The 13,568-nt window shown below is 62.3% G+C and carries 13 protein-coding genes and 1 pseudogene; 2 read left to right on the top strand and 12 right to left on the bottom strand.

Features of this window, described 5'->3' with window-relative positions; all coding sequences use genetic code 11:
* Positions 1-130: 130 nt before the first annotated feature.
* Positions 131-1,297, bottom strand: a complete 1,167-nt coding sequence (locus tag ACOI1H_RS14405; protein WP_422438461.1) for a nucleotide sugar dehydrogenase — start codon at positions 1,295-1,297, stop codon at positions 131-133.
* A gap of 560 nt (positions 1,298-1,857) precedes the next feature.
* Between ACOI1H_RS14405 and ACOI1H_RS14400 the strand changes: the two genes are divergently transcribed.
* A complete protein-coding gene (locus ACOI1H_RS14400) occupies positions 1,858-2,601 on the top strand; it encodes a terminase small subunit (protein ID WP_422438460.1) in 744 nt (247 codons plus the stop codon).
* Positions 2,602-2,676: 75 nt separating this feature from the next.
* Here the strand turns inward: ACOI1H_RS14400 and ACOI1H_RS14395 are convergent.
* From ACOI1H_RS14395 to ACOI1H_RS14385, 3 genes and pseudogenes are all read right to left on the bottom strand, one after another.
* A pseudogene (locus tag ACOI1H_RS14395) lies at positions 2,677-2,972 on the bottom strand (UDP-glucose 6-dehydrogenase); the annotation flags it as partial.
* Positions 2,973-3,183: 211 nt separating this feature from the next.
* A complete protein-coding gene (locus ACOI1H_RS14390) occupies positions 3,184-3,531 on the bottom strand; it encodes a type II toxin-antitoxin system HicB family antitoxin (RefSeq protein ID WP_422438458.1) in 348 nt (115 codons plus the stop codon).
* Positions 3,528-3,782: a type II toxin-antitoxin system HicA family toxin gene (locus ACOI1H_RS14385; protein WP_422438457.1), complete on the bottom strand. Its 255-nt coding sequence runs from the start codon at positions 3,780-3,782 to the stop codon at positions 3,528-3,530. Before ACOI1H_RS14385 ends, ACOI1H_RS14390 begins: the two co-directional genes overlap by 4 nt.
* 870 nt (positions 3,783-4,652) lie before the next feature.
* Between ACOI1H_RS14385 and ACOI1H_RS14380 the strand changes: the two genes are divergently transcribed.
* Positions 4,653-5,294, top strand: coding sequence for a hypothetical protein (locus ACOI1H_RS14380; RefSeq protein ID WP_422438456.1), 642 nt, complete (start codon positions 4,653-4,655; stop codon positions 5,292-5,294).
* A gap of 51 nt (positions 5,295-5,345) precedes the next feature.
* Here the strand turns inward: ACOI1H_RS14380 and ACOI1H_RS14375 are convergent, their stop codons facing one another.
* From ACOI1H_RS14375 to rfbC, 8 genes are all read right to left on the bottom strand, one after another.
* A complete protein-coding gene (locus ACOI1H_RS14375) occupies positions 5,346-6,446 on the bottom strand; it encodes a hypothetical protein (RefSeq protein WP_422438455.1) in 1,101 nt (366 codons plus the stop codon).
* Between the two features lie 7 nt (positions 6,447-6,453).
* Complete coding sequence (locus tag ACOI1H_RS14370) at positions 6,454-7,878, bottom strand: MBOAT family O-acyltransferase (protein WP_422438454.1); 1,425 nt, start codon at positions 7,876-7,878, stop codon at positions 6,454-6,456.
* Positions 7,879-8,041: 163 nt separating this feature from the next.
* Positions 8,042-9,241, bottom strand: coding sequence for a glycosyltransferase family 4 protein (locus tag ACOI1H_RS14365; RefSeq protein WP_422438453.1), 1,200 nt, complete (start codon positions 9,239-9,241; stop codon positions 8,042-8,044).
* On the bottom strand, positions 9,238-10,119 hold the full coding sequence (gene rfbA, locus ACOI1H_RS14360) for a glucose-1-phosphate thymidylyltransferase RfbA (RefSeq protein WP_422438452.1): 882 nt from the start codon (positions 10,117-10,119) through the stop codon (positions 9,238-9,240). The genes ACOI1H_RS14365 and rfbA overlap by 4 nt, the downstream gene beginning before the upstream one ends.
* A complete protein-coding gene (rfbD, locus tag ACOI1H_RS14355) occupies positions 10,116-10,976 on the bottom strand; it encodes a dTDP-4-dehydrorhamnose reductase (RefSeq protein WP_422438451.1) in 861 nt (286 codons plus the stop codon). Before rfbD ends, rfbA begins: the two co-directional genes overlap by 4 nt.
* Positions 10,973-12,034: a dTDP-glucose 4,6-dehydratase gene (rfbB, locus tag ACOI1H_RS14350; RefSeq protein WP_422438450.1), complete on the bottom strand. Its 1,062-nt coding sequence runs from the start codon at positions 12,032-12,034 to the stop codon at positions 10,973-10,975. The genes rfbD and rfbB overlap by 4 nt, the downstream gene beginning before the upstream one ends.
* Positions 12,031-12,570, bottom strand: coding sequence for a serine O-acetyltransferase (locus tag ACOI1H_RS14345; protein ID WP_422438449.1), 540 nt, complete (start codon positions 12,568-12,570; stop codon positions 12,031-12,033). The genes rfbB and ACOI1H_RS14345 overlap by 4 nt, the downstream gene beginning before the upstream one ends.
* Positions 12,567-13,154 carry a dTDP-4-dehydrorhamnose 3,5-epimerase gene (rfbC, locus tag ACOI1H_RS14340; RefSeq protein ID WP_422438448.1) on the bottom strand — a complete coding sequence of 196 codons (588 nt, stop codon included), beginning with the start codon at positions 13,152-13,154 and terminating at the stop codon, positions 12,567-12,569. Before rfbC ends, ACOI1H_RS14345 begins: the two co-directional genes overlap by 4 nt.
* Between the last annotated feature and the right edge of the window lie 414 nt (positions 13,155-13,568).

Here is a 13,568-nt window from a genome sequence, read left to right as displayed (position 1 = left end):
CCTTGTAAGCGGGGCACAATCTAAGCTGGGTTGCGACAAATGCCCTATCTTGCTGGAAAGCAAGAAGACCTAAAGATGGCAGTGACTGGACCGAGTTTACCTGAACCGCAGGGAAAGACCGCCATCGACGTCAGTCGTTCTCGAACAGGTCCCGCGTAAAGACTTTGTCCGCCACGTCCGCGATATCGCCGTGCAGCCGGTTGGCCACGATGATATCGGCGCGCGCCTTGAAATCAGCCAGGTCGCTGACCACCTCGGACCCGAAAAAGGTACTCTCCTGAAGGACGGGTTCGTAGATGATCACAGTGATCCCCTTGGCCTTGATCCGCTTCATGATTCCCTGCACCGACGATTGCCGCACATTGTCGGACCCTGACTTCATGACGAGGCGGTAAATGCCAACAATGCCCGGTTGTCGCGAGACGATAGTGTCCGCGAGGAAGTCCTTGCGCGTGCGATTGGCATCGACGATCGCCTGGATGATGTTCTGGGGGACCTGTGAATAATTCGCGAGCAGCTGCTTTGTATCCTTCGGCAGGCAATACCCGCCATAGCCGAACGAGGGATTGTTGTAGTGATCGCCAATGCGGGGATCGAGGCTGACACCTTCGATGATCTGACGCGCGTTCATGCCCCCCGCCATCGCGTAGCTGTCCAGTTCGTTGAAGTACGCAACGCGCATCGCCAGATATGTATTCGAGAACAGCTTGATCGCCTCTGCTTCGGCCGCATCGGTGAACAGAAGCGGCACGTCCTTTTTGAGCGCCCCCTGCAACAACAGATCGGCGAACACCCGGGCCGCCTCGGACCTTGCCCCCACAATGATCCGACTTGGATGAAGGTTGTCGTAGAGGGCCCGCCCCTCGCGCAGGAATTCCGGGCAGAAAATGATGTGATCCGACCCGATCTGTCGGCGCAGCTTGTCGACATGACCGACAGGGATGGTTGATTTTATAATAACCAGTGCCTTCGGCGAGGCAGCAAGAACCGCACGTGTCACCACGTCGACGGAACGGGTGTCAAAGAAGTTCTCTTTCGGATCGTAGTTGGTGGGCGTGGCGACAATGACGTAATCGGCGTCCAAAACCGCAGCTTGCAGATCGGCGGTCGCAGTCAGAGTCAAGGTCCGGTTCGCGAGATAATCTTCAAGCTCCGCGTCCTCGATCGGACTGCAACGCGCGTTCACGAGATCGATGCGACCCGGATCAAGGTCGACCGCCACGACCTCGTTGTGCTGCGCCAGCAGAACCGCATTCGACATCCCGACGTACCCAAGTCCGACGACCACGATTTTCATGACCTGATATCCGTTCCTGTTTGCGTCGGTTCATGTCCGAAGCAGTCATCAGGCGATGAGGCACTGTCTGAAGACCGTTGGCAAGCGCGTCATGGTACTCGACCCCGAGTATTGCTTGGAGTTGATCAATGGGATGGCCAGTAGCCGGTACGGTGTTTTACATCGCGCATGACCTGAGCGCCGTGAACGATAAGGCACGATCCAACGCGACCCTTGGATCATTCGACTGCGACGTGGCATCCCCGACCATCCCCCTGCCGCAGGCGGCTTGCTGCTGCTGGGTGCCTTGGGCGGTTTGAGCATCCTGCCGCCGGTGTAAGGGATAGCAGTCATTCGAGAGCGGCTGCGGCCTTCGGGATAGACGGCCTCCGGCAACTCAACCCGACACCATGGTCGACCTGTTTGACGCATGCGACCGCCAGGACGTCCGGAAACCACATGCGATATCGTCTTGTACAAACATGATATGGTACAAAACGGCCGTAAATTATCCACATCGTGGATAGGTCTGGCCCGCTGAGCTGATCAGAGGGTGCCGATAGTCATCGAAAGGCAATCATATGCCACCCTTGGATAATCCACGTCATGAGACGTTCTGTCAGTCATATCTCAACGGTCGCAGTGCAAAGGCGTCCTACATTGAAGCCGGCTACGAGACCGTGAATCCCCAACCAAGCGCATCGCGATTGTTAAGAAATGTTAAGGTCGTCGCCAGATTGTCCGAGCTCACGCAGGAAAGGCAGACCACTTTCAAGCTGGAGATCGATGACGTCATCCATTTTCTGTCGGCCATAGTTTCAACGGATGTCAACGAACTGATGTCGTTGCACCGAGTCGCCTGCCGTCATTGTCATGGCTGTGACCATGCATACCAGTGGCGCACGCCTCGGGAGTTTGAAGCTGCGGTCGCGCGCCATGAGTGTCTGTCTTCACAAAAGAAAAGAGGGGAGCTGCCGCCCGATGCGAAGGGTGGGTTCGGATATTCATGGAAATCGGACCCCGACCCTGATTGCCCTGAATGTGACGGCTACGGCGAGCCTCTGATGTGGCAGGCCGATACCCGGACGCTCAGCCCAGGCGCAGACATGCTCTTCGCTGGCGTCAAGCAACATGCACATGGATTCCATATCAAGACCTACGACAAGATGCGCGCTGTGGCACTGCTAACAAGGTGTCTCGGCATGTTCGATCGGCCGCAGCAGCAGCCGGAAGACAAACTTGCGGCACTCATCAGGGAAATAAACGAAAGAGGATCGCGGGCTGTACTTACTGCCACACTCAAAAGGGCAGCCCCATCGGAGTGACACTTGGCCCGGGGCATGCGCCTCTCTGCCGGATGATGCGGCGAAAAAGCGGGCAGGTAGTGAACTCCTCCCGGTTCAGTCCCCGCCGAACAGATCGCGGGTGAACACCTTTTCGACGACATCGTGCAGCTCAGCGATGCGGCAGTTGGGGACGATCAGGTCGCAGCGGGCCTTGAAGTCGGCCAGATCGTTGACAACTTCGGAGCGATAGAAATCGGGGGCGTGATCCCCTGCACCGACGACTGCCGGTAGTTGTCTGACCCGGCCCTCATCACCAGGCGGTAGATGCCCACCGTGCGCGGACCGCGGCGCAGGATCTCATCGGCGATGAAATCCTTGCGGGTATGGTTGGCATCGACGATGGCGCGGACCCCCCACCGTCAGGTTGCTCGTCGAGAGCCTCTGCGGCTCGCGCTTTTTGGGGAAGTTCTCAGCACAACACGGAGGCCAAAATGCAATTTTTGTATACAGTACGCATATCCTGCAACTGCAACGGCCCTCAACAGTCGTCGGCGGGTTGTCATTTCAGCTCATGCGCAAGGGCGCATCAAAGACCGGATTGGGGGTGAAGCCGCCGATCGATCAGGCCGACTGGCCACCCTGGGTGGCACGGTTCAGCACATCCTCGGCCCATTGGTTCAGACTTTTCCCGGCCAGCTCCGCTGCCAGTGCCGCCTTGCGGTGAACCTCGGGATCGACGCGAAACATCACGCGGCCCGAATAGGGTTTTTGCGGTTCTTTCCCCGCCTTGGCGCAAGTGGCGACGTAATCATCGACAGCCTCGTGAAACGCCTCTTTCAGCGCATCCACGCTGTCCGCATGAAAGCCCACGCCGTCGCGGATACCTGCGATCTGCCCCGTCAGGATGCCGTCTTCGTCGTCATAGGCGATACGGGCGGCATAGCCTTTGTAGGTCATGGTGTTCGTCATGGCGTAACTCCTATCCGTTCCAGAAATGCGCGGGCGGCGCGGACCTGATACCGCTTGGCCTCTTTGGCAGGGTGCGGACGGTGAAAGGTTTCGACCTCGCCGTCCTTTTCGAAGCGCACCCGCGATCCATTCCCCTCGATCACCCGCGCCCCTGCGGCCACGAGCAGGTTTTCCACCGCTGACCATTCAACCGTCCCGGATACAGGATCGGTGAACACGGTCGCGAGTGTCTTGCGGTGCTTATTGTTCATGCGTCCAGTTAGTAACTGCTTGCAAAAAATGCAAGCAGTTAGCCTATCGAACAGGACAGAAGGGGCAATTTTCAACCATGCTGAAGACAAGGCGTTTTTCTCCGGCCTAAGGCGGTCATATACCACCTTGGACAAAACCTTTTCCAATGCCTTCCAAGATGTTCGTCAGCTTCACAGGGATGCCCTGCATGCCGCAGAGCCACCCAGAGGCCGTAGAAGCCCCACAGGACGCTGTAAAGACGGCAGAGGCACTGCAACGGAGACGCCAAAGGCCGAAGAGGCCTCACAGGCCCGTCCCACAGGCAGCAGAGGTGCCTACAACGACCCCAAGACGCTGGCAGGAACGATACGGCGGATATGGAAGCCCTAACTTTCCCTGCTTCCATCTCCAGCAAGCATGCGTTGTAACTCGCGTCCAGGCTGAGAACCGGAGGCTAGTGCCCCAAGAAGCGCCAAATCACCCTCACATTTTCCCAAAAAAGCGCGTAGTGCCTCCTTGTTCTATAAGTTCTATAAGTTCTATAAGTTCTATAAGTTTAGGGCTTTTAACTAACTGAGCGCCAAGGTTAGCACCTGCCCTGTCTGTCTGCGAATCGCCACGTCGCCCGCAGGCATCGGAGCGCGGCACCTTGGCATCTAACCGCATTATGCCGACGGATGAAACAATCCGGCGTTCCATACGTTATTAGATTGCGGATTATGGAAACCGGCCGTCGAAAGTTCGAAAGTTATGGCAGGTCGAGAAAACCTGCTATGTATGTGTCCATAGTTTGGGGTTGCTTGAATATCATGTACCGCGTTGCCTGTCTTGCATTTCTGACAGCGTCACCCGCCTTTGCGGTGACGACGGCCGCCCCAAATCTGGCCACCATGGATCCGTTGGGCACTGGCTGCATCGATGGCGGGGGATATGACGATCCGTTTCCGTCCAGCAAGGGGGTCCGTGCCCCCGCATTCTGCCTGCCCCACCCTTGCGACGAGGCGCTGACCCGGACCGAGCTGGGCCGCGACATCTTGGGCCGCGAGGTCGCAGACTGGGAATGGGACACCTATTACAGCCGCTACGCCGAGTTCTGCCGCGCCGAGGCGGTGGTCCCGCGTGGCGATGCCGCGCCAAGCGGTAATGCAGTGGCGGACTTCTGGGCCCCGATCTTGGCCCCGCCAGTTCTGGCGTATCTGCCTGCGGGCCCAGGCCGGAGCGGCATTGCGCCCTCTGCCGGAAGCGGAGGCGGTGGCATTCCGTTCATCCCCACGATCCCGATCGGCGGTGGCCCCCCCCCTGACACGGGCGACGGCACATCCCCCGGCGGCGGCGGTAGCCCAAATCCCGGTGGTGACGGTGGCCCAAATCCCGGCGGCGGCGGTAGCCCAAATCCCGGTGGTGGTGGTGGCACAAATCCCGGCGGTGACGGTGGCATACCCCCCGTCGTGCCCCTCCCCATGACAGCCTGGCTGCTGCTCTCCGGCCTGCTCGCCCTGACAGGTCTGCGCCGCAGGTCTCGGACAGCCTGATCTCCCTGCGGCGATCAGGGTACGACCTAGTCATGTCGTATCCATGGGAGCCTACTGGGCAGCTATACCGCCACTGGCACGGTCGAGAACATCAAGGAACAATATACCAAACCGGCTGTCCACTGCAGGTCTGTAATGCCCATCCGGCTCGAACGCGCGGGGGTCACGGGGGTTCTGATGATCGGCGGTCGCGAAATAATGGTAGCCATGGCTATCCAAGAAATCGCCCAGCAGCGCTTTCAAGTCCGGATCGCCCGGCCGGTTGCTTTGTACCAGCACTACGATCGGGATCTGCCCGTCGTCCCGGGCGATCCGGTCGAACGTCATGATCATCCGGCGCAGCACCTCGGCATAAGGCATCGGGCCGTCCTCGGGATGGGCGACGATTCTGGCCTTGCGCTGGTCCACCCCGCCCTGCGCTAGCGCCCGCCGCACCAGCCGCACAAAGGGCGACGCGTCGAGCCAAGGCAGATCGAAGGCCGCCGGCGTATAGATCAGGTCCTGCGCCGCCAGTTGGGTATGCCAGCGCCGAGCCAGATCCGGGTTGTCGTCCAGGGTCAGCTGCTCTGCCAGGCTTTGCAGGACCGGCATCTCGGCGGTCAACCCGTCTGAAGCGTCGGGGCGGAAGATCGGATAGGTAAAGGGGGCCGGCTGTTCGAAGACCCATGTCGCATTGGTCAGCGACCCCATCGCGCTGACCGACGACGACAGGATCCCCAGCACCGCGACATCACCCGGCCGCCGGTTCGAGCGATCCTGCAGGAAGGCGGCATAGGTGAAATTGGGCGATGCACCGGGCCCCGAACGAATTTCCACCCGTAGACCCGGGCGGGCATCCTGCGCGCCCCTAACGATCCGGTCCACGAAGGACATGCTGTAGGCATGCAGCACAGGGCCGTCGTTCTTCTGGCGATCGACGGCGGTCCGGGCGGACTCCGCCATCATCTCCGGCAGCCAAGCCACGCCTAGCAGATTACCCGGCACATCGGGGTCGGCCTCCCACTGTGCAATCTTGCCCGGCACGGATCGGCCGTATTCGAAGAAGTTTCGCAGCCCCTGCGGGGCTGGGCCGGCCAGCACAAGGGCCGCGCACAGATCGATGGCGACCAGCGCGGCCAAGGTCCAGAGGATCGTCTTCATGGTGCGGATCATGACAGCCCTAGAACTGGAAGTAGATGAAGGCACCCGAGGCTGTCGTCGCCCCGAAGGCTAGCGCATAGATCAGCACGGCCCAGAGCAGCCCGCGCGCCGGCGCGGGCCAGTCGGCATAGAACCGCACCCGCCCGGTAATCTCGGTCATGCTGTCCCATGTCAGCAACAGTAGGAGGCCGACAAGGGCCGGAAACGGCAGGTCAGGCATCGGTAGGTCGGCGAAGTCCGACAGCCGGATCGTCGTCAGCCGCGCCGTGAAATCCACGATCTGCGCGAAGGAATTGGCCCGGAACAGCAGCCAGCCGTAGCTGACGACCTGAAAGAACAACGCGATCAGGATCACGCGCTTTACGGCCCCCCTGATCCCGCGCGTCACATCCGCCTTCGCGCGGCCAAAAAACTGCCTGTGCGTCACCAGAAGCCCGCCCTGATAGATGCCCCAGAGCACGAAGTTCCACGCCGCACCGTGCCACAGCCCGCCCAGCACCATGGTCGTCATCAGGTTGACCTTGGTGCGAGTCGTCCCGTGCCGATTGCCCCCCAGCCAGATGTAGAGGTAGTCGCGCAGCCAGGTCGACAGCGAGATGTGCCAGCGTCGCCAGAACTCTTGCGGGTTGGTGGCGAAATAGGGCTGGGCGAAGTTGCGCATCAGCCCGAAGCCCAGCATCTTGGCGACCCCGCGGGCGATGTCCGTATAGCCGGAGAAGTCGCAGTAGATCTGGATCGCAAAGAGCCAGGTCGCCACCAGCACCGCCCCGCCCGATGGATCGTCCAGACCGTAGACCGCATCGACCATCGGCGCGATGGCGTCGGCGATGACGATCTTCTTGATCAGCCCGATCAGGCACAGTACCGCCCCGCGGGACAGGTTGTCCCAAGTGACGGTGCGGGGCTGCATGATCTCGGGCAGCAGGTTGCGCGCCCGTTCGATGGGCCCCGCAACCAGCTGCGGAAAGAACGCCACGAAGAGCGCAAAATCCCAGAAGTTCGCTGCCGGCTTCAGTTCGCGCCGGTAGACGTCGATCGTGTAGCTCATGGTCTGGAAAGTATAGAACGAGATGCCGACCGGCAGCACAATCCCCAGCACCGGCAGCGATGCGGGAATACCCATGGACTCCGACAGCGCCGCGAAACTGCCAATGAAGAAATTGAGGTACTTGAATACGCCGAGCAGGCCCAGGTTCATGAACATCGACACGATCAGGTAGCGTCGGCGCAGGGCGGGGTCGATCTCGCGGTCGATGCGCAAAGCCAAAAGGTAGTCGATGATCGTCGAGATGGCGATCAGTCCCAAGAACCGCCAGTCCCAAGAACCGTAGAAGATGTAGCTGGCCACCAGCAGCATCGCGTTCTGCGCGCGAAACGGTAGCACGAGGTAAAGCGCGAAGACTGCCGCGAAGAAGTACCAAAATTCCAGTTGCGAAAAGAGCATGCCGTCCTGTCATTGCCGTCCGGCATCCACACAGCCCTGCGACATCCTGCGCGTGTCTAGCTGAATCGTTCTAGACCCGGCCGTCAAGACATCAAACTCGGCTTCTGTAGGACTCAGTGTATTCAGTGTATAAAGCATCCGCCTAACTGTAGAAAATAGGCATCTACTCTGCATAACCATGGCCAAAGAGCAGCCTGAGCCGCGCCGCGTTCACCGCTTGATCGTGGTTCCGCGCGACGCGGCGGCGGCCTTCGGCGGCCATGTCCTGCAGGGTGGCGGGCGGCGTGGCTAGGGCAGCGGCGATGGCAGCGGTCAGTTCGGGGACCGATCCGGGCGTCACCACCCAGCCGCAGCCGTCGTCGACCAGTTCCGGGATTCCGGTGATCCGCGTGGTGATGACCGGGCGGCCCATTGCAAGGGCTTCCATCAGCACGATCGGCAGCCCTTCGGCATCGCTCGGCAGGGCCAGCACGCGGGCCGCGGCGATGGCGGTGCGCACGTCATCACCCGTGCCCCAGCCTGCTAGGGTAACATGCGACCCCAGTCCAAGGGTCCGCACCCGGGCCTCGATCCCGGCACGGTCTTCCCCGTCGCCGACAAAGACCAGCTGCAGGTCGGGATGATCCCCGACCAGCGGCGCGATCGCCTCAACCAGCAGGCCCTGCGCCTTGGCCGGACACAGCCGCCCGACACAGACGATGCGGGCGTTGTCCGCGGGCGGCAGCGGATCAAAGGCCTCCAGATCGATGCCGCAGCGCACGACGTGGATCTTGTCGTCATGTCGTCCGCCCGTAGCGGTGGATATCACGCCGCGGGCGTAGTTGGTGATCGCCGCGACAAAGGCCGCGTGCCGCACCTTTACCCGCAACCCGTTGGCTTCCGTGTCATCGAACTCGTCCGGACCATGCGCGGTAAAGCTGTAGGCGGGCCCACCCATGCGCCGCGACAGCAGCGCGACAGCGGCGGCGTTGGTCGAGAAATGCGCATGCACATGGGTCACGCCGGCAGCGCGGGCCATGCGTTTGAAGCGGACCGCCTCCAGCAAGTAGACGAAATTCCGGGCTCCGGTCCCACCCCGGCGGGTCGCCAAGTGCAGGGTGGTCGCCAGTGCGCGGGCCAGGCCCGCCGGGTTCAGCACCGCCTCGCGCAGCCCCCCCAGCGCCAGCCGCAGAAGACCGGGTCCCAGCAGGTAGATGGTGCGCGCGAGCTCGGCCCGGTCCAGTGGATCGACCAGAGGCTGGCCCCAAGGCCGGATCGCGAAGCGCGCCACGGGTACCCCCGCCGTCTCATGGGCATGGATTTCCCGCCGCACGAAGGTGGTGCTGATCAGAGGATAGGTGTTCATGAGGTAAACGAGAGTCATAAGGATGCTGTTAGCAGCCCCCGCAGGTACGCACCGTAATCCGTCTTCGCATAGCGGTCCGCCAAGGCGCTCAGGGCACCTGCGTCGATCCAGCCCTGCTGATAGGCGATCTCCTCGGGGCAGCCGGTCTGCATGCCTTGGCGCGACTGCAGGGTGCGCACGAAGTTGCCGGCGTCCAGCAGGCTGCCGTGGGTGCCGGTGTCGAGCCAGGCGTAGCCGCGGCCCATGCGTTCGACCGTCAGAGTGCCGTCAACCAGGTAGGTTTCCAGCAGCGAGGTGATCTCCAGCTCACCCCGGCCCGAAGGCGTGATGGTGCGCGCCCGTGCGGGAGCGGTGCTGTCGAGGAAGTAGAGGCCGGTGACCGCGTAGTGCGACGGCGGGTCCTTGGGCTTCTCGACGATCCGGGTGACAGTGCCATCGGCGTCCATGCCGACGACACCGTAGCGTTCGGGATCGGCCACGCGGTAGCCGAAGACGGTGCCGCCGCTGGCCTTCGCATCGGCATTCGCCAGCATCTCGGGCAGGCCGTGGCCGAAGAAGATGTTGTCGCCCAGAACCATGGCCGAGGGCGCGCCGTCGAGGAAATCCTCGCCCACCAGATAGGCCTGGGCCAAGCCGTCGGGGCTGGGCTGCACCAGCCAGGTGATGGACAGTCCCCATTGCGCGCCGTCGCCCAGCAGATGCTGGAACTGTGCCTGGTCGCCCGGGGTGGTGATGATCCCGACGTCCCGGATGCCCGCCAGCATCAGCACCGACAGGGGATAGTAGATCATCGGCTTGTCGTAGATCGGCATGAGTTGCTTGCTGATGCCATGCGTGATCGGCCAGAGTCGCGAACCGGTGCCACCGGCGAGGATCAGGCCCTTGCGCTGCGTCATGCCTGCGCCTCCTTGATGATTAGGGTCAGGGCGTCCTGCCAGCCGGGGCGGTCGATGTCGAAGGCTGCCTTCAGACTTGTGCAGTCAAGCCGGGAATTACTGGGGCGCGCGGCGGGCGTGGGGTAGTCCGCACTCGTGATGTCGGTCACTGTCACGTTGCGGCCCGCGGTGACAAAGATCGCCCGGGCGAAGTCGGCCCAGCTGACGTCCGGGGCACCACTGAAGTGATGCACACCGCCCTGCCCCGTGCCATCCACCAGTGCCTGTGCGATGGTCAGGCAGGCGTCAGCGATGGCGTCTGCGGGCGTCGGTCCGCCGATCTGGTCGGCCACCACGCGCAGCGTGTCATGTGTCTGCGACAGGCGCAGCATGGTGGTGACGAAGTTCTTTCCCGTGCCGTCGAACACCCAGGCGGTGCGCAGCACCACGGCCAGCCCGCCGCTGTCCAGTACCGCCCGTTCCCCCGCCAGCTTGGTGCGACCATAGGCCCCCAGCGGGCCGGTGGGGGCGTCCGGGGTCCAGGCGGAGCCGGGCGTGCCATCGAATACGTAGTCGGTGGAAATATGCACAAAGGGCAGCCCCCGCGCCGTACAGGCCCGCGCCATCGCCCGGGGGCTGTCGGCATTGATTACATGGGCCGCGTCTTCCTGCGCCTCCGCAGCGTCTACGGCCGTCCATGCGGCGGCGTTGATCACCGCATCCGCGTCCGTTGTCATGACAGCGGCGGCACAGGCGGTGGGGTCCGAGAGGTCGGCCTGCGCCCGGTCCAGAGTCTGCACGGTCATGCCCCGCGCGGGACCGGCCAGTGCCAGCGCACGGGCGACCTGCCCGGTTTCGCCGAAAACCAGAACCTTCACGACGCGGCCTTGTCCCGGACGGTGTCGATGCCCAGCCGTTTCCCTACTCCGTCGCGCCCCTGCAGGGGCTGCCACCAGTCCGCGTTGTCCAGGTACCAGTCCACGGTGCGCGCGAGGCCTTCGTCCAGCGTGACCGGCGGCCGCCAACCCAGATCCGCGCGGATTCGCGACGGATCGATGGCGTAGCGCGCGTCATGACCCGGGCGGTCGGTGACATGGGTGATCAACGCGGCGTGGGGCGCATGGTCCGGCCGACGGTCGTCTAGGATCGCGCAGATGGCCTGCACGATGTCGATGTTGCGCGTCTCGTTCTCGCCGCCGATGGCATAGGTCGATCCAGGGGCCGCCCGGGTCAGCACGGTGAGCAGCGCATCGGCGTGATCCTCGACGTAAAGCCAGTCGCGCACGTTCAGCCCCGCGCCGTAGATCGGCAACGGCTTGCCCGCCAGCGCGTTCAGGATCGTCACGGGGATCAGCTTCTCGGGGAATTGCCGCGGCCCGTAGTTGTTGGAACAGTTCGTCAGCAGGATCGGCAGGCCATAGGTCTCGCCCCATGCGCGCACGAGGTGGTCCGATCCCGCCTTGCTGGCCGAATAGGGCGAGCGCGGGTCGTAGCGGGTGTCCTCGTCGAACATCCCCGTCTCGCCGAGCGAGCCGAAGACCTCGTCGGTCGAGATGTGGTGAAAGCGGAAGGTCTCGGGACGCCCCTGCCCTATCCAGTAGCTCCGCGCGGCCTCCAGCAGGTGGAAGGTGCCCAGAACGTTGGTCTCGACAAAGGCAGCGGGACCGTCGATGGACCGGTCGACATGGCTCTCGGCGGCCAGATGCATCACGGCGTCGGGTGCGTGATCGGCCAGCACCGCATCCAGGGCCGTGCGGTCGCGGATGTCGGCACGCACGAAGGCATAGTCGGGATGATCTGCCACCGCATTGAGGCTGGCGGGTGCTGCGGCATAGGTCAGGCTGTCGAGGTTGACGACCCGGTGGCCGTCGCGCAGCGCCTGCAGCACGACGGCGGAGCCGATGAAGCCCGCCCCACCGGTCACGAGAATCTTCATGCTGTTGGCCCCTTGGCAGGCTGTTTGAGGACACGTGCCGGAACGCCGCCTACCACGGACCTTGCCGAAACGTCATGGAGCACGACGGCATTTGCGCCGATCACTGCATGATCTCCGATGACGAGATCGCCAATGATGACAGCACCTGGGCCCACATCCACATGTCCGCCAAGTTGCGGCGGATTCGCGCTGTTGTTCGTTCCCAGCGTGACGTTCTGGAAGATGATGCAGTTCGGCCCGATCGTGGCCCTGGGATGAATAACGATTCCGACCGGATGTGGAAGGATAAGACCGCCGCCGATCTGTGTGCCAAGATGTATCTCGCATCCACAGATCGCCGACCAGAACCGGTGCCTGATGACAAGCCATCGGCGCAGAAAAGGTCCTGGCTTTCCAAGTTGCTTTCCATTTTCGCCGATCCCAACGTAGCGCCTCAGGCACCGCAGAAGCTGTCTCGACGGATCCCATGCCTTGCGAAGTTTCTCGCGACTCCAGTCCGGATCCGTAGCGGAAATATCCTTCGAGGAGAAACTCATCCTGTCCGTTCCGCGACCGACGGAATCCCGATCAGGAAGGGCGTGTCGAGATCGGCAAAGGCCGGCGCGACGGCGTCCTTGTCCGACAGTACGGCACGATCCGCCGGCAGGCCCCAGTCGATCCCGAGGTCGGGGTCGTCGAACCGCACGGCCCCCTCGCAGGCGGGGGCATAGGTGTCCGAGCATTTGTAGGCGACGAGCGTATCTGGTGTCCGGGTGACGAAACCGTGCAGAAAGCCTGCAGGGATTAGCAGCTGGCGGCAGTTCTCGGCGGACAGCGTAGCCCCTGTCCAGCGCCCGAACGTGGGTGAATCCCGACGGATGTCGACGGCGACATCCCAGATTTCCCCGACCAGCACACGTACCAGTTTCGACTGGGCTTGCGGCGGGGCTTGGAAGTGCAGCCCACGGACGGTGCCGACATCGCGGCTCCAAGACTGGTTGTCCTGCAAAAACGCGGTGTGAATCCCGAGATTGGCCAGTGTCCGGGCGTTCCAAGTTTCCTGGAACGCACCGCGGCTGTCGGCGAACTGCCGGGGGGTCAGGATCAAGACACCGTCGAGGTCGGTCTTTTCAAGGTGCATCACGGCTCTCTTAGCTTTTGCGCCTGTCTAGGGCAGGTAGCGGGGCATTTCCATTCTTTCCGTCCTTGGCCCGATTCGGAGCCTTTTTTCGGGGCGCAGGTTCGGCAATTTTGCCTTAATTCGCCGGTTAAACGCACGGCAGGCGAATTGGAGGGTGTTTATATGGTGTTTGAATCTGGTGTTTAGGGAATCCGATACGTAAAAATATCTTGTGCTGCCAGTTGTTTATGGGCCGTTTGTCAGCACCCTGCGTGTGTGAATCCCGAATGGGGCGTGTGTGAATCCCGATTCTGCGTGTGTGAATCCCGATTCTGTACCGATTCGTTCCCTGATTCGAATTGAAGGGCTCACAACGCGAATCAGCTGGGTCTTTCAGAGCCCCTGCCCTGCCCCGATGTCAGGTTTTCCTTGCAA

It is taken from the genome of Loktanella sp. DJP18 (assembly GCF_049310965.1).
Taxonomy (GTDB): domain Bacteria; phylum Pseudomonadota; class Alphaproteobacteria; order Rhodobacterales; family Rhodobacteraceae; genus Loktanella.
Note: the sequence above shows the minus strand (reverse complement) of the source record. Positions and strands in the feature narration are given on the sequence as shown.